Annotated in this window: 22 protein-coding genes; 1 reads left to right on the forward strand and 21 read right to left on the reverse strand. The window is 27.2% G+C overall.

Annotated features, from left to right (window positions below; all coding sequences use genetic code 11):
• Nucleotides 1-24: 24 nt before the first annotated feature.
• Complete coding sequence (locus ACEXNK_RS00770) at nt 25-546, forward strand: hypothetical protein (RefSeq protein ID WP_373600192.1); 522 nt, start codon at nt 25-27, stop codon at nt 544-546.
• A 92-nt stretch (nt 547-638) separates the two neighbouring features.
• Here ACEXNK_RS00770 and ACEXNK_RS00775 read toward each other — a convergent pair whose 3' ends face one another.
• From ACEXNK_RS00775 to deoC, 21 genes are all read right to left on the reverse strand, one after another.
• The gene (locus ACEXNK_RS00775; RefSeq protein ID WP_373600191.1) at nt 639-2,159 is read right to left on the reverse strand and encodes a thiol-activated cytolysin family protein; all 1,521 of its coding nucleotides are present in this window, start codon (nt 2,157-2,159) and stop codon (nt 639-641) included.
• A 163-nt stretch (nt 2,160-2,322) separates the two neighbouring features.
• Nucleotides 2,323-2,814: a hypothetical protein gene (locus tag ACEXNK_RS00780; RefSeq protein ID WP_373600190.1), complete on the reverse strand. Its 492-nt coding sequence runs from the start codon at nt 2,812-2,814 to the stop codon at nt 2,323-2,325.
• A gap of 114 nt (nt 2,815-2,928) precedes the next feature.
• Nucleotides 2,929-3,801 (reverse strand): pyridoxal 5'-phosphate synthase lyase subunit PdxS, encoded by an 873-nt coding sequence (gene pdxS / locus ACEXNK_RS00785; RefSeq protein WP_373600189.1) that lies wholly within the window; start codon nt 3,799-3,801, stop codon nt 2,929-2,931.
• Nucleotides 3,802-4,004: 203 nt separating this feature from the next.
• Nucleotides 4,005-4,796, reverse strand: a complete 792-nt coding sequence (locus ACEXNK_RS00790; protein ID WP_373600188.1) for a hypothetical protein — start codon at nt 4,794-4,796, stop codon at nt 4,005-4,007.
• Nucleotides 4,789-5,673 (reverse strand): ABC transporter ATP-binding protein, encoded by an 885-nt coding sequence (locus tag ACEXNK_RS00795; RefSeq protein WP_373601522.1) that lies wholly within the window; start codon nt 5,671-5,673, stop codon nt 4,789-4,791. Before ACEXNK_RS00795 ends, ACEXNK_RS00790 begins: the two co-directional genes overlap by 8 nt.
• A 12-nt stretch (nt 5,674-5,685) precedes the next feature.
• On the reverse strand, nt 5,686-6,048 hold the full coding sequence (locus tag ACEXNK_RS00800) for a GntR family transcriptional regulator (protein ID WP_373600186.1): 363 nt from the start codon (nt 6,046-6,048) through the stop codon (nt 5,686-5,688).
• A gap of 124 nt (nt 6,049-6,172) precedes the next feature.
• Nucleotides 6,173-6,631 (reverse strand): GNAT family N-acetyltransferase, encoded by a 459-nt coding sequence (locus ACEXNK_RS00805; protein WP_373600185.1) that lies wholly within the window; start codon nt 6,629-6,631, stop codon nt 6,173-6,175.
• A gap of 20 nt (nt 6,632-6,651) precedes the next feature.
• Nucleotides 6,652-7,113, reverse strand: coding sequence for an NUDIX hydrolase (locus ACEXNK_RS00810; RefSeq protein WP_373600184.1), 462 nt, complete (start codon nt 7,111-7,113; stop codon nt 6,652-6,654).
• Nucleotides 7,114-7,168: 55 nt separating this feature from the next.
• Nucleotides 7,169-7,543 carry a zinc ribbon domain-containing protein gene (locus ACEXNK_RS00815; RefSeq protein ID WP_373600183.1) on the reverse strand — a complete coding sequence of 125 codons (375 nt, stop codon included), beginning with the start codon at nt 7,541-7,543 and terminating at the stop codon, nt 7,169-7,171.
• A gap of 61 nt (nt 7,544-7,604) precedes the next feature.
• Nucleotides 7,605-8,468 carry a hypothetical protein gene (locus ACEXNK_RS00820; RefSeq protein WP_373600182.1) on the reverse strand — a complete coding sequence of 288 codons (864 nt, stop codon included), beginning with the start codon at nt 8,466-8,468 and terminating at the stop codon, nt 7,605-7,607.
• Between the two features lie 27 nt (nt 8,469-8,495).
• Nucleotides 8,496-8,960 (reverse strand): pyridoxamine 5'-phosphate oxidase family protein, encoded by a 465-nt coding sequence (locus ACEXNK_RS00825; protein ID WP_373600181.1) that lies wholly within the window; start codon nt 8,958-8,960, stop codon nt 8,496-8,498.
• A gap of 416 nt (nt 8,961-9,376) precedes the next feature.
• Nucleotides 9,377-10,414: a DUF5667 domain-containing protein gene (locus ACEXNK_RS00830; RefSeq protein WP_373601285.1), complete on the reverse strand. Its 1,038-nt coding sequence runs from the start codon at nt 10,412-10,414 to the stop codon at nt 9,377-9,379.
• Between the two features lie 226 nt (nt 10,415-10,640).
• Nucleotides 10,641-10,934, reverse strand: a complete 294-nt coding sequence (locus tag ACEXNK_RS00835) for a hypothetical protein (RefSeq protein ID WP_373601284.1) — start codon at nt 10,932-10,934, stop codon at nt 10,641-10,643.
• Nucleotides 10,935-11,170: 236 nt separating this feature from the next.
• Nucleotides 11,171-12,508 (reverse strand): MATE family efflux transporter, encoded by a 1,338-nt coding sequence (locus tag ACEXNK_RS00840; RefSeq protein ID WP_373601283.1) that lies wholly within the window; start codon nt 12,506-12,508, stop codon nt 11,171-11,173.
• Nucleotides 12,509-12,585: 77 nt separating this feature from the next.
• Nucleotides 12,586-13,359: a MerR family DNA-binding transcriptional regulator gene (locus tag ACEXNK_RS00845; RefSeq protein WP_373601282.1), complete on the reverse strand. Its 774-nt coding sequence runs from the start codon at nt 13,357-13,359 to the stop codon at nt 12,586-12,588.
• Nucleotides 13,360-13,477: 118 nt separating this feature from the next.
• Nucleotides 13,478-14,122, reverse strand: coding sequence for a fructose-6-phosphate aldolase (gene fsa, locus ACEXNK_RS00850; protein ID WP_373601281.1), 645 nt, complete (start codon nt 14,120-14,122; stop codon nt 13,478-13,480).
• Between the two features lie 21 nt (nt 14,123-14,143).
• A complete protein-coding gene (locus tag ACEXNK_RS00855; protein WP_445013620.1) occupies nt 14,144-15,070 on the reverse strand; it encodes a transketolase family protein in 927 nt (308 codons plus the stop codon).
• Nucleotides 15,067-15,894 (reverse strand): transketolase, encoded by an 828-nt coding sequence (locus tag ACEXNK_RS00860; protein ID WP_373601279.1) that lies wholly within the window; start codon nt 15,892-15,894, stop codon nt 15,067-15,069. Before ACEXNK_RS00860 ends, ACEXNK_RS00855 begins: the two co-directional genes overlap by 4 nt.
• Before the next feature lie 19 nt (nt 15,895-15,913).
• Nucleotides 15,914-17,197, reverse strand: coding sequence for a NupC/NupG family nucleoside CNT transporter (locus ACEXNK_RS00865; protein WP_373601278.1), 1,284 nt, complete (start codon nt 17,195-17,197; stop codon nt 15,914-15,916).
• Nucleotides 17,198-17,307: 110 nt separating this feature from the next.
• Complete coding sequence (locus tag ACEXNK_RS00870; RefSeq protein WP_373601277.1) at nt 17,308-18,129, reverse strand: purine-nucleoside phosphorylase; 822 nt, start codon at nt 18,127-18,129, stop codon at nt 17,308-17,310.
• A gap of 62 nt (nt 18,130-18,191) precedes the next feature.
• Nucleotides 18,192-18,857 (reverse strand): deoxyribose-phosphate aldolase, encoded by a 666-nt coding sequence (deoC, locus tag ACEXNK_RS00875; protein ID WP_373601276.1) that lies wholly within the window; start codon nt 18,855-18,857, stop codon nt 18,192-18,194.
• Nucleotides 18,858-18,883: the final 26 nt, after the last annotated feature.

Genomic DNA, 18,883 nt, shown 5'->3' on the forward strand with positions numbered 1-18,883 from the left:
GTATAAGGTTTAAAAGGGGGAAATATGAGAAAATTTTATTTTTTAATTTTATTAATATTACTTTTTTCAGTTGGGTGTAGTAAATCTTCTTCAAGCAATATAACTACTTATGGATATGTAAATAAAGATAAATACATTAATCCTGAGTTTAATTTTTCTATGGAAGTTCCTGAAAATTGGACAGTAAATGAAAATATAGAAAAGCTAAATACAACAGCTTTAAAAGATATGCCTACTAATATTATAGGTACAATTAGTTCTAAAGATGATCTTAGCAGAATAGGTGTTATTTCACTTAGTCACTATACGCATGCACAAGATTATGCAAATGAACAATTTGAGTTTGAATTTGGAAATGAAAAGTTAAATGCTAAAAGTATATCTAAAGAAAATATAAATGGTAAGGAGTTTATAATTGTAAATTATAATAATTCTAAAAAATATATAACTGATTCTAATGATAAGATTTTACTTTTTGAAACTTTATTCTCTAATGAGTCTAAAGGAGAAATTGATTCAGCTATAAAGTCAATTAAATTCAATTAAAACTTCAATAAAACTATTTATAATTCTTAAATAAAAAAACTGTAGGAATAATTCCTACAGCTTTTTCTTTTCACAGACTATTTTTAAATTTTTTAGACTTCATTAAAATCTATACTTGTTCTTGGATATAATGTAGTTCCCCATATACAAACGTTTATATTATTTGATAAAGGAACATTTTTTTCATCAATTATAGTTCTCCACCACTCCCAAGCAAGTCCTGTACACTCTCTTGATAATATCTTAATATTTCTTGCATTAGCTTCAAGAGGTATTACAGTAGAGAAGTGAGCTGTTCTATCACTATTATTTCCAGCCCATGTTTTATGAGTTAATATCTCATTTCCATGTTCATCATAAGATACTTCATCCCATGACACATCAAATTGTGCAACATATGCACCACTATGGTCTAAGTTTATTTTTCCTTTTGAATACTCTGTAGATGTAGTTTCTACATAATCAGTTTTATTATGTACTGCAGCTATTGAGTTATCCTTTACAAAAACACTTGTATAAGATATTGGATATGCAGGATTTTTTAAACTAAATGTTGCATTATCCTTTATTACATTTCTTATTTCATCGAAATCTTTAGTTATTATCTTGTTGTGCTCTTGTGCATCTCCACCTAATACTACAGCTGTAAATGAACTATCATCATAGATATCTTTATACTGAGTATTAGTGCTTACACTTTGACCTTTTATTAGAGCCTTAAATGCAGCTTGAACATCCTTACTCTTAGATGAAGTTTCTAACTTAACATATATAGTTCTACCATATGCTACATTTGATACCATAAGAGGTGGAGCATCTTTACTTATACCTTTTCTAGTTAATTCTTTAAAAGTAACACTATCAGCAAATAAATCTGATGGATTATTTGGTAATTGTGCACTTACAGTGTAGAAAATTTGCTTATATGCTGCTATCATAATTTTTTTCTCACCATTTGATACAGCATTAAAATCTATTCCTAGTGAATTATTAAGTACCTTAGCATTAACGTTTAACGCATTTGCTATTTGAGACTTACTATATACCATAGATTCTACATACTGAGTTCTAGCAGGTAAGGTATGTGTTTGTGAATTTTTTTCACTCCAGTTAGATACTAATTCGTCTACAGCTCCAGATATACTTCCATAATTAGGATTTTCTACTGTTACTGTGTTATCTTTTTTTAGACCTGGTAAGTCTATAGTTATATCTAGAGGCTTTCTTTTGCACATTAATATTGTTGGTCTATTGTCAACAAAATTATCATCTGCAAGTTGAAGCGCTCCTGGATATGTACGATCTGTTACAGAATCGATTATTGAGATATCCACAGGTGATGTTGTAAGTGTTTTCTTTTTGCGTTCTACAACCACAAACTTATCATTAGTTTTTAACCCTTCTCTTGGAACAACACTTTCAACTTTATCACCCTTTGAAGCTAAGACTTCATTTCTGTTATAGCTTAAATTAGCTATTCCTTCGTCTATAGCTTCTTGATTGCTATTAGCAGGAGTTTGTGCAAAACTTGTAAATGACTGTACACCCATAAATACAGTAATTCCAAGACATGCTAATAGCTTTGCTACTTTAGATTTTTTTATATGTTTCATAAATATACCTCCCTCCTAGTATAATAATACGACCAACTTGAAAAAACTTTAGTTTAGTTTGTAAATTTTAAAAATTACATAAAAAAAGATAAGAATTTATAAGTATAAATCCTTATCCTTTTTATTTAATAAAGTTTATTTAAAATATATTCCTATTTTTACCTTATTTAAAATACTTTCCATATGGTCTAAACTGCTTTAGTTCATATATGGTTTCGTCTAGAGGGTTATGATCCTTTTCTAGATTTTCTCCCATAAGACTTAAAAGGTATTTGTATAATTTTTCGCCACTCCCTTGCATAGTAAATCCCGATAAGTTGCTATTATCTTCACTTTCTAAAGTTACAATAATTAATTTACCTGTGCTTATGTCATTCATAAAGTTATAACACTCTTCATTAGCTCTTTCTTGTCCTAATCCGTTTTTCTTTAAATAATCTATAGTGACATTTATCTCTTCTTTTTCACTTTCACTAAGTAAATTTTCTATAATCTCTTTATCATCAATTTTAAAAACTTTAACTGTGTTTTTTGATATATCAGAATATATACATCCACTATATTCTATAAGCTCTTCTATTGTAATTTCAATAGCATTGTAATCATTGATTATGTAGCTACTAATTATATTTATACTAGTCTCCCTATTGTCCATATAGACACCCCTTATCAATTTTAATAATAAACACATTTTTCCTGTTACTATAATTGTAGCATCTATAAATCTAATAAATCTAGTTTTTATAAAATTGTAACTACTTTATATATATTATCTATGTGCTAATTTTTCATTACTTTGTAGACTATCAATAGATATACCTCTCATAGCTTCTCCTAATCCTTTAGATATCTCTGCCAGTGTATTTGCATCATTGTAGTTTTTAACTGCTTGTACTATTGCATTAGCTCTTTTTTGTGGATCACTTGATTTAAATATACCAGAGCCTACAAATACTCCATCACATCCTAGTTGCATCATTAAAGCTGCATCAGCTGGAGTTGCAACACCACCTGCTGCAAAGTTAACCACAGGCAACTTTTTATTATCATGAACATATTTAACTAAATCATAAGGTGCTCCAAGTTCTTTTGATATATTCATAAGTTCTTCGTCATCTGCACCTACAACTCTTTTTATGTCATTTATCATTGTTCGCATGTGCTTTACTGCTTCAACTACATCTCCAGTACCAGCTTCACCTTTAGTTCTAATCATCATTGCACCTTCACCTATTCTTCTTAATGCTTCACCTAAGTTTCTAGCTCCACATACAAAAGGTGCATTAAATTTATTCTTATCTATATGATATACATTATCTGCTGGTGTTAAAACTTCACTTTCATCTATAAAATCTATATTAAGTGCTTCTAGTATTTGTGCTTCAACAAAATGTCCTATTCTAACTTTAGCCATAACTGGTATATTTACTGCTTCTTGTATTTCTTTTATCATTTTAGGGTCAGACATTCTAGAAACCCCACCTTCTTTTCTTATGTCTGATGGAACTCTTTCAAGTGCCATAACTGCACATGCCCCAGCATTTTGTGCAATAATTGCTTCTTGTGGATTTGTTACATCCATTATTACTCCACCTTTTAATTCTTGTCCTAAGTTTTTATTAAATACCCCATTATTACTCATAAAATCTCCTCCTATGTGAAATTGTTTGTTTTTACAATTCAAATAGTAGTACAATTTTTTCATAAAATCCATATTTTACATATAAATTCTATTTTTAGATTAATTGTATCCATACACTTCAATCTAAATATTTTTAAAATTATTATTAGAACATTTTTTTACTAAGCGTAAAAAAGACTAGCTATTTTTAGCTAGTCTTAATCTTATTTGCTAAATACTCTTATTTTCCACTTACTGTATGCATATTCTTTTATTGGTGCATTTCTTAAAAGTAAATACGCTAAAAATAAACTTATCAATATAGTTACAACTTCTAATGAATAAAATATTAATGGTTTCGCGCATAAATACATGCCTATATTTGTTATATAGTCTGCAAATTTTAAAATTAGTGAAGAATGTGAGAATGCTAACTTTACTATATAAAAAGTAATTATTATAGGTAATCCTATAAATAAAATTACACTAGTCTTTATATCAAGATTGTAAAATATAGCTCCAAACATAAATCCTAATGAACAAAATACTAATTGAAGAGAAAATATACTTAATAAATTTACAATAACTCCATTATTGCCTATAAAGTTATTTAAAACTATAAGATAGCTTCCTATATCTGCGTACTGTTCTTCGTATCCTCCAACCATAAGATTTATTCCAAATTTAACTACATAAGCAAATGCTAAAGATGATAAGCTAATCATTATTATATATATAATAGATGCCTTTATAAAAGACATTCTATCCCCTCTTATACTCATAGCTCCACCAAACTCTCTTGTAGATATAGTTATCATAGAAACTGTTGGTAAAAATATTGCAAATGTATCTATTTGTTGTTTATACATTGCTAAAGTTTTAAAATGTTCTTCTCCCATTGTATATGCCTGAACAATAGTTAAAGCTACTTGTATTCCTATAAAAATAGCTATAAATAACATCCATTGTTTATAACTATGCATTAAAAAATTCAAATGTGGTTTGACACTATTCATATAAATTTACCTCCTTTTTATTAACATTTATAAATAAATCCTGAAGAGTCATACTATCTAGTTCAATACCACATTCATTTATAATGTTCATATCATTTTCCTTAATATCTCCATAATATGAATATGTTTGTGTACTTCCAAAAGAATTAACTTTTTTACAATCCTTAAATATTCTTAACTTTTTAATATCCTCTTTATTTCCAGTTATATAATAAGATTTTGTATTTATATTTTCTACATAATCATTTACTAATGCATTTCCATCTTTTAAAATTATAGCTTTTTCTAAAAGTTCTCCTATTTCATCTATTAGATGCGTAGATATTATTATTGTTCTATTGTTTTTTATATAGCTTTCTAACAAAATATCATAGAAAACTCTTCTATTTACAGGGTCAAGCCCTATAGTTGGTTCGTCAAATATAACTATTTTAGAATTAGAGCACAAACCTACTATATTTGATATAGAAGTCTTCATACCTCTTGATAATTTTTTATAAACTGCTTTTGTGTTTATATCAAATACTTCACAAAGCTTTTTTTCCAATTTTTCATCGTAATTACTATAATAGCCTGAATACATACTGAATATAGTTTTTACTTTAAGTTCTTGATTATAAAATTCTTTTTCTCTAACTACGCATATATCTTCTAAAACGCTTGGATTAGTTCTTGGATCTTCTCCTAAAACCTTTATTTCTCCACTTTTACTAATCAACTGATTAGTTATTATGTTTATTAAGGTAGTTTTACCTGCACCATTTTTACCAAGTAATCCATATATTTTATTTTCTTCAAAATCTATACTCAAGTTTTTAAGTACTTCTTTATCTTTAAAACTATAATTTAAATCTTTTATCTCTATTACCTTATCCAATATAATCACCCTTTACATAGATTTACTTATTATTTCTATTAACTCATTTTTATCTATACCAAGTTTTTTAGCTTCTTTTAACAATTCTTTAATATAAATATTTTTAAAATTGTCTTTTCTACTATTTCTTATAATCTTTTTCGCACCTTCACACACAAACATTCCTATCCCCCTTCTTTTATATAAAATATTTTGTTCTACTAATAAATTTACTCCTTTAAGTATTGTTGCTGGGTTTATTTTATACAGCTTTGATAGCTCTGTAGTTGATGGTATTTGTTCATTCTCTTTAATTTCATCGCATATTATTTCATCCTCTATTGCTTTTGCTATCTGTAAAAATATAGGCTCACTATCATTTAATATTAACTTCAATTTATCACCTCACCTATTTGGTTAGTTACTTAAGTAATCAACTATATATCTTAAGTATATACAACTTTCTCAAAAAAGGTAACTGTTTTTTAAATTTTTCTAATTAAAAATAAAAAGGTAACCTTTAACAGTTACCTTTTACGCTCTTTTTTAAATAAATCATATCTATAAGCTGCTTCCCACATTCATAAATTGGTTTGTCATAGTTGTTTATAAAGAAATTTTCTATTCGATGAGATACTTCGAATCCACATTTTTTATAAAATGGAATAGTTAGAGGACTATCCCCTGTACCTACAAACATGGTATCACAATCAGCTTTATAATAATTTAAAATATACTCTATTAACTTTTTACCGTATCCCCTACCCTGATACTGTTCATATGTTGCAATGTTTTTTATTTCATAAACACCTTCATCTTCTTTGGTTACAACACAAATAGATTTCAAATCACCGTCATACAAAGCAAACATTTCTCCTTTTTCTAAATACCTATCTATCATATTTTCTTGTTCATCTGCTAATAAAAGTAGATTCATATATTGTTTTTTATCATGATTTATCTTTTTTATTTCTAGCATCTTTATCTCCTATTTATAATTTATCTAAATACACCCTGTCTATTTTCTAAAAAATCCTTTACCATATCTTCATGTTGATTTGTAAATAATTTTGGAATGTCATCTTTTTTAAAGAACTTTAAATCAAATGTTTCCTTGTTGTCAATATGTAGTTCTCCTCCTATTATATTTCCCTTAAATAAATAACATATAGTTTGAGCCTTATCCTTGTTTTTGTACTCTGTGAAATATTTAGAGTAAACTCCTAGCAAATACTCTACTCTAATGTCTAAGCCTGTTTCTTCCTTGACTTCTCTTATAGCAGCTTCTTCAATAGACTCGCCTATTTCAACTGCCCCACCTGGCAAACCCCATAAATTCTCTTCACTACTTCTTTTTTGCAACAATATATCTCCGCTATCATTAGTAATACATACTCCTGAAAAATTTAAAATTATGGTATCATGCCCAACTTTGCTTCTAATCCATCTTATGTAGTCCATCATTTATCCCCCCCATATAAATTTATAGGGTGCTTATGCACCCTAATTTTATAATTTACTTAATTTTATTTTTACAATTTGGACAAAATCTCCAATCATCTTCTACCCATGAATTACAATTACTACATCTTTTCTTTATCTCATATCCACACTCTGGACACGAATTAAACTCTTTTTTAATACTAACTCCACAATTAGGGCAATTTTTGTATATCCCCCTAGTTATTATAAGATATATTATTATTGGAAGTGGTAAAAAAACTTGTGTAAACATTGCAATTAAAGATACTATTCCCCAAACTAAAGCTAAGTTATCTTTTCTTTTTTTGCTATCTTTGTATATCCATACAGCTTGACCTATACCAAATATAATTGTTCCTATCCATATTAAAAATATAATTCCAAACATAGGTGTAACAAATAAATCCAACTTTATCACCTCAACTTAATATTGCTTTATTTATAATATCTATAAAATATATAATTGCGACCTATTTAATTAATTTTTCCACTATTTTTTTATGTTTATTTAAGTCATCACTATTATTCCAAACTTGAATATTGGGAGTATAATCTTTGTAGTAACACATAGAAACATAGTTTTCATCATAGCTTTCAACTAAAACATCTTTAAATTTTTCACTTTCTTTATCATAAGTTATAAATAATTTCAATTTATCCTGTTCAAGTGTATAAATATATCTTTCTGCATTCTTAGAATCTTTAACTTCTGAAACTTCAAAGTTTTTATTTTCTAAAAATTTATTTATGTTATTTTTTTCAATGCGTATATTATCCTCTATACTTTTTGCAACTTTGTAGTAAATCTCGTACATCTCATTTTTTCTATTTTCATTATTCAATAATTCAAAAACATTTTTTTGTTCATCCAATGATTGTAATGACATTCCTACATTTAAGTTGAATTTTTCATTTTTCAATTTAGAATAATACATATTTAAATATTGTTCATTTTTAGAATTAATTTTTAAGTCATAAGATATAGACTCTATATCTTGTAGTGATTTGCTATCATTTCCTAGACATGATATAGTTAATACTTCGCTTCCATTTTCAAGTTGATAGTTATTAGTTTTATACGATAAGTCCTTATTAGATTCTCCATCTACAAAACTAGAAAATCCTTCTATATTTTTAAGTTTCGAACCTGATATAGATTTTTTTATGCTATTTATATCTATAGATTTTTTCTTTATATCATCTTTTATAGCTTCAAAATAGGCATGTTGAGTCTGTGATAATCTTTTTTCTTCAATTTTTGCCCAAGTATATCCTCCAATTGCCACAATAAAACTAACCCCTAAAACTATGCCTAAAACTTTTTTTCTATTCATCATACATCCCCAATCCATTTATAAGTTCTAATATATAGCTTTACCTGTAATATGTTCTATGTTTATTTTTATAACATTAGTTGCATCTTTTGCCTTAGATATATAGATTTTTCCTTCTTCTATAAAATCTGGAGAATACTTTTCAACAAGTTTAAGTAAAACTAATTCTTTTTCATTATTGTCTATTTCATAAGCCGTTCCAAATACTACAACGCTTTCATATTTAGTACTAAATTTCTCCTGTAAAACTTGTGTGTTTCCTACTACACTAAAGCATACTTTATTGTTATTTCTAATATTATCAATTTTATGACCTTCTTTTGCACTATGAAAGTATATACAATCTTTATAATATACATAGCTAAGAGTTATATTGTATGGATAACCATTATCACTTATAGTAGATAATGTCCCATATTCACATTTTTTTAATATATCTTTTGCTAAACTTATATCCAGTTCTCTTTTTTGCCTTCTCATTTGTTTAAACATATTTTATCCCCCCAATTTCAGTATAATTTTCTTTGTAAATATATAATATCATAGATATAAATATATCTACTATGATTATGTTTAAATAATATAAATTACTATTTAAAATCATCTCTATCTTATATATAATTTACTCTCTTTTTAAATATTAGTTAAATTTAGTTACAATTTAGTTATTATAACTCATTATTTATATTTTTTTATTTAATTACAAATATTTTTATCCATATATTGCTTCTTATTTATACATAAAACTGCTAATAGTTTAAAATAAATTTATTTTAAAGTTCTAAAAGCTTTCTTAAAATAGATTTATTTAACATATTTAATTATATAAACTTTTATTTATATTTTCATATGCTAATTTCTATTTTTAGAAAGCTTTTTAATTTGCTATTTATCAGTTCTATTTGAATTTAATTTTTTTGTTTATTTGAATGTTCATTAGTTTGATTATCTAATTTTTTCTCTTTATTATTTTCTTTATTTTCATTTTGTAATTTATTTTTATTTTCATATATTTTATCTTCTTTATTTTTATTTTCTTTATTGTTATTTTTGTTATCTATATTATCGCTATTATCTATTTGACTATTCTCTTTTTTGTCATTAACATTATCTATATTACTTGCATTATGACCTTCATTTTTTTCACTTTGATTGTTATTGTCACTTTTCTTTTCATTTGCTTCTATTGATTTTTCTTTTACTGTATTTTTGTGTGTATCTTTTGATTTTTCTAGCTCTTCATATGAATTATTGTAATTATCTAAAGACTTTTCATATTCTTCTTCTGATTTTTCTATAAGATCTTTATCTTCTGATTTTGTTGCTGATTTTAATTCTACCTTAGCCTTATTTAATTCTTTTTTATTTTCATTAAATTCATGTCTTTTTTCTACTAAGTCATTAACAGCATCTTTTTTAGCTACTTGCATTTTTAAAACTTCTTCTAGTTTTTCTTTAGACTTTCCATTACAATTGTCTTTTAGTTTAGATAAAATTGTTATTGATTTTTCTTGTTTGTTAACTACAGATTTCTTTAGTTTATCAATTTCTGATTTCTTATCATTAATTTCTTTTGAATCAGTATTTTTTTCAATACTTTCTATATTAGACTCAATAACATCAATAGCTTCATCCATATTTAATTCATATTCTTTTATTGATATTTCAGCTAAATCTTCTTTTCCATCTTCAACCATAACTTCACTTTCCCCAAGTCTTTCTTGTGCAATTTCAGTTAATTTATCTATCTTTTCCTTTTCACTTGTTTTAAATTTCACTGATAAATTATCCATTAATTTATCTATCGGATAGAATATATTGTCTGGAGTAATCCCTGCTATATCTTTGTATGATATCGTTTTTTCATTTGCTAAAGCTATATTCGTCGTACCAACTGTTAAAAATACGGTAGCTAAAAGAACCTCTATTTTTTTTATGTTTTTCATATGATCTCCTTAATTTTTTTTATGTTTTATTTTTTGTTTAGTTAAATATATTGATATAATACGGAATAAATCTGTTTTACTGAATAAAAATATAACAATATTATTTTTCCAGTTTTTACCTAGTATTTAGCGGAAGCTACTTCCTTCCCCAACTAATTTGTATGATGATTCAAATTTATATCTAAATATTTATTAAACATAAAAATAACACCTATAAATATAGGTGTTATAACTTAAATATTAACTTTCTAGAAACATGATAAAGCAAAGTATAAATAATAATACAAATCATATACAAAACAAACACTATATTGCTTTCTCTAAAAAAAATATATATTAATACAAACCCTAATCCTCCAAATATGTTTAATACCCCTTCAAATATACAAAACTTGTCTTCATCTATTTCTTTATTAAATTTTTTATTTAAATTTTCTACTTTATATTTTTTATCTATAACCCATCTTAATTGAATATTTATAAATCCAAGTAATATGAGTGCTAATCCAACCACATTCAAAAAATCACTTCCTTTAGTGTTTCTATTTATCTCTTTTAATTTTATAATAAATTTGTATAAATTTGGTAAAAATTTAGTTACAGAAATTCACAGTGGAGTTGGATTTATTATTGAATTAATATTTTAAATAAAAATAGTTATTTTTATAATACAAAAATCTAAATACATAAGTTAAAATTATATTTATAATAACAGCTTATATATTTAGCTTTTGTATTGTTTTATATTTGTTTTATCTAAATGGTTTCTACATAAGTTGTTTTATTATCTTTTCCAAGTAACTTCACACATATAATAGCAGTGCAAAATTCTGCAAATGGAACACTCATCCAAACTCCGTTTATGCTAAATACCATAGGAAGCACAACTATTCCTATAACTATAAAAATAAGCCCTCTACTTGCAGCTACTATTACAGATTCCTTAGCTCTTCCTATAGCTGTAAAATAACCTGAATTTATTATATTAAATCCATTCATAAAGAAAGCAAATGCATATATTTTAGCTCCATTAGTAGCTAAGCTTAATATATCTGGATTGTTTTTTATAAATATCATAACTAAGTTTTTTCCGAAGAAAAATAAAGTTGCAAATATTATAATTCCTACAACTAACCCAACTTTATATGATAGTTTCAAAATTTTTTCTACTCTGTCATTTAGTTTACTTCCATAGTTATAGCTAACAATAGGTCCTATACCATCAGATATTCCAAACATCAAGAAAGTACCAAACTGTGCTACATAGTTTATAGCAGTAAATGCAGCTACCCCACCTTCACCTGCTATTTTCATAAATGCCATATTAAATAAATAAGCACTGGTAGCAGTAGCTATTGAGTTTATACCTTCTGATGATCCATTGTATAAAACAGGATATATACAGGTTTTATCAAATTTTCCTGAAAATATATTTATAATATTTTTCTTATTAACCATAGGCCAAACTACTATTAAAAATGCTGATGAATAAGATAATCCAGTAGCAGTAGCAGCTCCAACCATTCCTAATCCTAATTTTGCTATTAATACATAGTTTAAAGTTATATTAGCAAACAAGCTAAGTACCATACCTTTAAAATATAGCTCTGGTTTTTCTATTATTCTATTTGAAAATCCAAATAAAAACATCAATGCCATAGGTATAGTGAATATAGAAATTGTTTTTATATATAATGAAACATCTTTTATTAATACATCATTTGCTCCTAAAGCATTTGCTATTTGATTATTAAATACAAATCCAAATATAGTTATAATAACTCCTACACCAATTACAAATATAGTAAAAGTTTTAAAAACATTTTGAGCTTTTTCTACTTTACCTTCTCCTAAGTTAAGCCCCATAAAACTTTGGCTTCCTATACTAACTATCATACTAAGTCCTATTATAAGTTGCATAAATGGTGTTGCTATATTTACACTAGCCATAGCATTTGGCCCTAATATATTTCCAACAAACATACCATCTATCATCGTCTGCATACCAGCTATAAGCATTGAAACTATTGCAGGTATAGAGAACTTTAAAAATACATTTGAAATTTTACCATTAAGTATTATGTTGTCTTGCATTTTATCCCCTCCATGACTTTTATTTTATCTACTAGATAATAATAAAGTCTAGAGTAACTCAAGAGTCAATTGTTTTTTTAATTTTTTGGTATGTATATTTTTACGAAATATAGATTTTCTTTATTCTTTCTAGTTATAGAAAACATAGATTCTATTAGGATTTCTTTATGTTCATTACTTTTATTTTCCATTTTATTCAAAGCTTTTTTTATAAACTCATCTATATGTGAAATAGTTCCTTTTCTAGTTATAACTAGATAATCACCATTAAAATCTTTTTCTATATAATCAGTGTAACTATCATAATCAAAAGTTTCATCTTTAAAAACTTCAACTCCTATTAAACTTTCATCTATTATTAATTCATCCTTATTATCTTTATTTATAATCATCATCAAACTTTTTTCTTTATCTATAGTTCCTATGTATGAATTTCCATTTTGATTAAAAAATATAATTTTTTTATTTATTTGCTCATACTTTAACTCTATTTCATCATTATTTATAAAATGGTCCATTTGTCTAGCTATATTTTTAGAGTTTTTAACTTGATTTTTTAATTTAATCATTTTTTTAATTTTTTCTTCTAGAAACTTTTCATGTCTTTCAAATAATTTTTCATATTCTTTTATATCTTCTTTATCTATAATTGCTTTTATATCTTTAATAGGGATTTCTAACTGCTTTGCTATTAGTATAATCTCTAAAAGTTCTATTTCCCTAATAGTATAGTATCTATATCCATTTTCTTTTTTTATGCTCGGTTTTAACAAATTTATTTTATCATAATATCTAAGAGTGTCATGGCTTATGTCATACATCTTAGTTACCTGTCCTATAGTAAATAACAATTTTGAATCCTCCTAACGCTTTATCTTAACCATTATTATAACTAATAACTTAATCTGTGCAAAATATATATTTTTATTTAAGTATAAAAAAAGAGCTATTAACTAGCTCTTTTATAAATTATTTTCCTTGTTTTTCATAATCACTTAAAAACTTAGCTATACCTATATCAGTTAACGGATGTTTTGCCATTTGCTCTAAAACCTTAAATGGTATAGTTGATATATCAGCTCCTGCCATAGCACACTCTGATGCATGTATTGGATTTCTTATACTAGCTGCTATTATTTCAGTTTTTATATCATGAACTTCAAATATTGTAGCTATATCACTTATAAGGTTTGTTCCTATAGTACCTATATCATCAAGTCTTCCAACAAATGGACTAACATAAGTTGCTCCAGCTTTTGCAGCAAGTAATGCTTGTTGTGATGAGAATATTAAAGTTACATTAGTTTTTATACCTTTTTCAGTTAATATCTTTACTGCTTTTAATCCTTCTATACACATAGGTATTTTTATAACTATATTTTTGTGTAACTTAACTAACTCCATAGCTTCTTCTACCATTTTATCACACTCTAAGCTTATAACTTCTGCACTTATAGGTCCATCAACTATAGAACATATTTCATTTATTACTTCTTGTAAGTCTCTACCTTCCTTAGCTATAAGAGATGGATTAGTTGTAACCCCATCTATTATCCCCCAAGTATTAGCCTCTTTAATTTCATTTATGTTTGCAGTATCTATAAATATTTTCATGACTCAATCTCCTTATATATCTTATAAATTTTCTTTTATTAAGTTAACAATATTTTCTGATGTTAATCCATGCTTTTCAAGTAAATCTTGTGGTGTACCTGATTCTCCAAATACGTCATTTATACCAAGTTTAACAACTTTTGTAGGAACTGTTTCAGAAGTAACACTAGAAACAATTTGTCCAAGTCCACCTATAACAGAGTGCTCTTCACAAGTTAATATAAACTTAGTTTCTTTAGCTGCTTTTTCTATTATTTCTCTATCTATTGGCTTTATAGTTGGCATATGTATAAGTCTTACATTTACACCTTCTTCTTTTAACATTTCACAAGCCTTTTTAGCTGTAGCTGTCATAAGTCCAGTAGATACTATAGTAGCATCAGTTCCTTCTTTTAAAGTTACTCCCTTACCATACTCAAATTTATAGTCCTCACCAAATATATCTTCACTATTTAATCTTCCAAGTCTTATATATACAGGTCCAATATGTTTTGCTGCATATTTTACTATTTCATTAGTTTCTTTTGCATCTGCTGGCACTAATACACTCATGTTAGGTAGTGAGTTCATTATAGCTATATCTTCTATAGATTGATGTGATCCACCATCTTCTCCTACTGTTATACCAGCATGAGTTGCTGCTATCTTAACATTTGCTTTTGGATAACATATTGAGTTTCTTATTATTTCAAAAGCTCTACCTGTAGCAAATACTGCAAATGTACTTGCAAAAGGAATTTTTCCATATACAGAAAGTCCTGCACTCATACCTAAAAGATTTTGTTCTGCTATTCCGGCATTTATAAATCTCTCTGGATAAGTTTTAGCAAAATCTGCTGTTTTAGTAGATTTTGAAAGATCCGCATCTAATACTACTATATCCTCGTTTTCTTTTCCTAACTCTACTAATGCTTTTCCGTAAGCTTCACGTGTTGCTAATCCCATTATAAGCACTCCTTTCTCATAGCTTCTATTTCTTCTATAGCTTGATCTCTTTGTTGTGCATTTGGTGCACTTCCATGCCACCCTGCATTATTTTCCATAAAAGAAACCCCTTTACCTTTTACAGTATTAGCTATTATTACTGTTGGCTTATCTTTAGTTTCTCTTGCATTTTTTAATGATTTTTCTAAATCTTTAAAACTATGTCCATCTATTATTAATACATTCCATCCAAACCCTTCAAACTTCTTATCTAAAGGTTTTATATTCATAACATCTTCATTTTTACCATCTATTTGTAAGTTATTATAATCTATAAATGCTACTAAATTATCTAGTTTATAGTGTGCTGCACTCATAGCTGCTTCCCAAACTAAACCTTCCTGTAATTCTCCATCTCCTAAAAGTGTATATACTCTAGTATTTGAATTATCTATTTTAGCACCTATCGCTATTCCTACAGCATTTGATATACCTTGTCCTAATGAACCTGTTGATACATCTACAGCTTTTATCCTTTTGCTATCTGGATGTCCTTGTAAATTAGATCCTAATGTTCTTAAAGTCATAAGTTCTTCTTTAGGTATAAATCCAGCTTCACTTAAAGTAGAATACAATACAGGTGCTGCGTGACCTTTACTAAGTACGAAATAGTCTCTTTCTTTGCTATCTAAATTATCTTTATTTATATTCATTTCTTTAAAATATAAATAAGTTAGTATTTCAACAGAAGATAAAGATCCTCCTGGATGTCCTGATTTTGATTTAGCTATCATTTCAACTATATTTTTTCTTATATTAATAGCGTGGTTCTTTAATTCTTTACACATAATATTTCTCCTTTACTTTTTATAAAGCAACTATTGCTCCTACTATTAAAGCACTTAATACACTTACACAAAATCCACCAATCATTCCTCTAAAAGCAAGTTCTGCTAATTGGCTTCTTTTTTCTGGGCAAAATACTGATATACCTGATATACATATTCCCATACTAGATATATTAGCAAATCCTGTTAATGATATTGCCATCATTAACCCAGTTCTATAATCTAGAGTTTTTAACATCGGACCTAATTCTCCAAAAGCAACAAATTCATTTAAAGCTAATTTACTTCCAAGTAATTGCCCTGCTGTTAGTATTTGATCTTTTGGTATTCCCATGAAAAATCCTATAGGTGCAAATACATAAGATAATATTCCCTCTAGAGATAATCCCAGCATACCTAGTCCACCGTTAACTAATGCAACTAAAGCTATTATGGCTACTAATGATGCACCTATTCCTAGTGCCATATTAAGCCCATCACCAGCTCCTTGTGCTATAGCTTCCATTATGTTACTATTATTTCCTTTGTTATCTATAGTTACTTCATCACTATTTACTATAGTTGCTGCACATTCTAATTGTGCCAAAGTTTCACTATTATCTCCATTATCTACTGTTATAGTTTCTACATTAACTACTTCTTGTATTCTATCTGGAAGTATTATTTTTGAAACTATTATACTTCCAAGTGGAACTAATGCTCCTCCTATTAAAAGATATTGCATAGGTATTCCAAGACCTGCATATCCTCCAAGAACTGTAGCTGACATACTTCCCATACCTGATATTAAAACTAACATTATTTCACTTTCACTCATACCTGCTAAATATTTACTAACAAGTATTGGAGACTCTGTTTGTCCAAGGAACATATTAGCAACTGCAACGAAACTTTCAACTTTACTTGTTCCTAATACTTTTTCTATTGCTCCTCCAATGATTTTAACAACAAACCCTATAACTCCAATATAGTAAAGTGCTGCTACTAATGCTGATATAAAAATTATATTTCCTAATACTTGAATACCAAATATCATTCCTGTTGGAGCACCTGCATCTGCTAATGGTCCAAACATAAATCCAAGTCCTTCTTTTCCATAACTTAATACATTAGTTACAAAATCAGAAACTTTCTCTATTGCAATTCTTCCAAGAGGAAATTTTACTAATAAAAATGCTAGTACTATTTGAATTGCTAAAGCTTTTAATATCATTTTTTTATTAACATCTTTTTTATGTGGTGATATGATATATAATCCACCTAGTAAAAGTATTATGCCTATTATGTTTAATATTATTGCCATCTTTTCGCCCTCATTTTCTATATGATAAATTCCTAAAAATTGACATCTTAATTAGTTGTACCAGTAACTAAACTAGTACAACTAATTTATTTTTTGTTTTGATTCTCTAACTATATACTCTTTACTATACTTTTTACTAAGTTTAAGAATTGTTGTTTAACTCTTTGAGTAGTTTCTATTACTTCTTCATGATTTAAAGGTTGATCTAATATTCCTGCTGCCATATTAGTTATACATGATATACCTACAACATCTAAACTGCTATGAGATGCAACTATTACTTCTGGTACTGTTGACATTCCAACTGCATCAGCTCCTAATATTTGAGCCATTCTTACTTCAGCAGGTGTTTCATAAGTAGGTCCTGTAAAGAAAGCGTATACTCCTTCTTTTATATCTATATTTAAGTTTTTAGCACATTCTTTTGCAAGATTTATATACTTTGGAGTATATGCTGTTGACATATCTGGGAATCTTGTTCCTAGTCTATCATCATTTTTGCCTATTAAAGGATTATTTCCTCCTAGATTTAAGTGATCTTTTATTATCATTAAATCTCCTGGCTTGTACTCTTTATTTGCTCCTCCAGCAGCATTAGTTACAAATATAGTTTCTACTCCTAATTCCTTCATAACTCTTACAGGGAACGTTGCCTCTTGCATTTTATATCCTTCATAAAAATGGAATCTTCCTTGCATAGCAACAACATTTTTTCCTTCTAATTGCCCTATAACCAACTGACCTTTGTGTCCTTCAACTGTTGATACTGGAAAGTTTGGTATTTCATCGTATTTTATTGTTACTGGATTTTCTATTTCATCTCCTAAAACTCCAAGCCCTGAACCTAATATAAGTCCTATTGTTGGCTTTATTTCTGTTTTAGATTTTATGTAGTTTGCACTTTCTATTATTTGATCGTATAAATTTTTCATGATAGTTACCTCTCTTAGTTAGTTTTATTTTAAAAACGATTTCCTGTTGTTTAAATTAAAATTTAATACCCTGTTACTTTTTCATTATTTATTATTTTTATTATTGAACTTGTCCCAAGTCGTTTAGCTCCATTTTCTATAAAATCTTTGGCTGTTTCAAGGTCTTTTATACCTCCAGCTGCTTTTATCAAAACTTCTTTTCCTATATTTTCTCTAAATAAAACTATATCTTTTAATGTAGCTCCACTAGTACTAAATCCTGTTGAAGTTTTTATAAAGTCTGCCTTAGCATCCGTTACACACTTGCACATTTGTATTTTTTCTTCTTCATTTAAAAGGCAAGTCTCTATTATTACCTTTAATATCTTATCTTTACATGCTTTTTTTATAACTCTTATTTCCTCTGTAACTTGATCATATTTCTTTTCTTTTACCCAGCCTAAGTTAATTACCATATCAATTTCATCTGCACCATTTTTTATAGCATCTTCTGTTTCAAATACTTTAACCTTAGTTGTATTATATCCATTAGGAAACCCTATAACTGTACAAACCTTCATTTTATTTCCTACAAACTCTTTAGCTTGCTTTACAAATGATGGTGGTATACAAACAGATGCTAAATTGTATTTTATTGCATCTTCGCAAATTACTTTTATATCATCCCATGTAGCAGTTTGCTTTAATAAAGTGTGATCTACTGTACTTAAAATTACTTTTTTATCCATTTCAAATATCTCCTTTTTAATATCAC

Origin of the sequence: Paraclostridium bifermentans, assembly GCF_964259345.1 — a bacterium.
Classification (GTDB): Bacteria; Bacillota; Clostridia; order Peptostreptococcales; family Peptostreptococcaceae; genus Paraclostridium; species Paraclostridium bifermentans_B.

Coding starts and splice junctions, on each gene's coding strand:
- deoC (WP_373601276.1), bottom strand. CDS start 18,857: ATGGATAAAAAAGTAATTTTAAGTACAGTAGATCACACTTTATTAAAG.
- ACEXNK_RS00825 (WP_373600181.1), bottom strand. CDS start 8,960: ATGTTTAAACAAATGAGAAGGCAAAAAAGAGAACTGGATATAAGTTTA.
- ACEXNK_RS00865 (WP_373601278.1), bottom strand. CDS start 17,197: ATGGCAATAATATTAAACATAATAGGCATAATACTTTTACTAGGTGGA.
- ACEXNK_RS00805 (WP_373600185.1), bottom strand. CDS start 6,631: ATGCTAGAAATAAAAAAGATAAATCATGATAAAAAACAATATATGAAT.
- ACEXNK_RS00810 (WP_373600184.1), bottom strand. CDS start 7,113: ATGGACTACATAAGATGGATTAGAAGCAAAGTTGGGCATGATACCATA.
- ACEXNK_RS00840 (WP_373601283.1), bottom strand. CDS start 12,508: ATGCAAGACAACATAATACTTAATGGTAAAATTTCAAATGTATTTTTA.
- ACEXNK_RS00775 (WP_373600191.1), bottom strand. CDS start 2,159: ATGAAACATATAAAAAAATCTAAAGTAGCAAAGCTATTAGCATGTCTT.
- ACEXNK_RS00830 (WP_373601285.1), bottom strand. CDS start 10,414: ATGAAAAACATAAAAAAAATAGAGGTTCTTTTAGCTACCGTATTTTTA.
- fsa (WP_373601281.1), bottom strand. CDS start 14,122: ATGAAAATATTTATAGATACTGCAAACATAAATGAAATTAAAGAGGCT.
- ACEXNK_RS00770 (WP_373600192.1), top strand. CDS start 25: ATGAGAAAATTTTATTTTTTAATTTTATTAATATTACTTTTTTCAGTT.
- ACEXNK_RS00860 (WP_373601279.1), bottom strand. CDS start 15,894: ATGTGTAAAGAATTAAAGAACCACGCTATTAATATAAGAAAAAATATA.
- ACEXNK_RS00820 (WP_373600182.1), bottom strand. CDS start 8,468: ATGAATAGAAAAAAAGTTTTAGGCATAGTTTTAGGGGTTAGTTTTATT.
- ACEXNK_RS00870 (WP_373601277.1), bottom strand. CDS start 18,129: ATGAAAAATTTATACGATCAAATAATAGAAAGTGCAAACTACATAAAA.
- ACEXNK_RS00780 (WP_373600190.1), bottom strand. CDS start 2,814: ATGGACAATAGGGAGACTAGTATAAATATAATTAGTAGCTACATAATC.
- ACEXNK_RS00790 (WP_373600188.1), bottom strand. CDS start 4,796: ATGAATAGTGTCAAACCACATTTGAATTTTTTAATGCATAGTTATAAA.
- pdxS (WP_373600189.1), bottom strand. CDS start 3,801: ATGAGTAATAATGGGGTATTTAATAAAAACTTAGGACAAGAATTAAAA.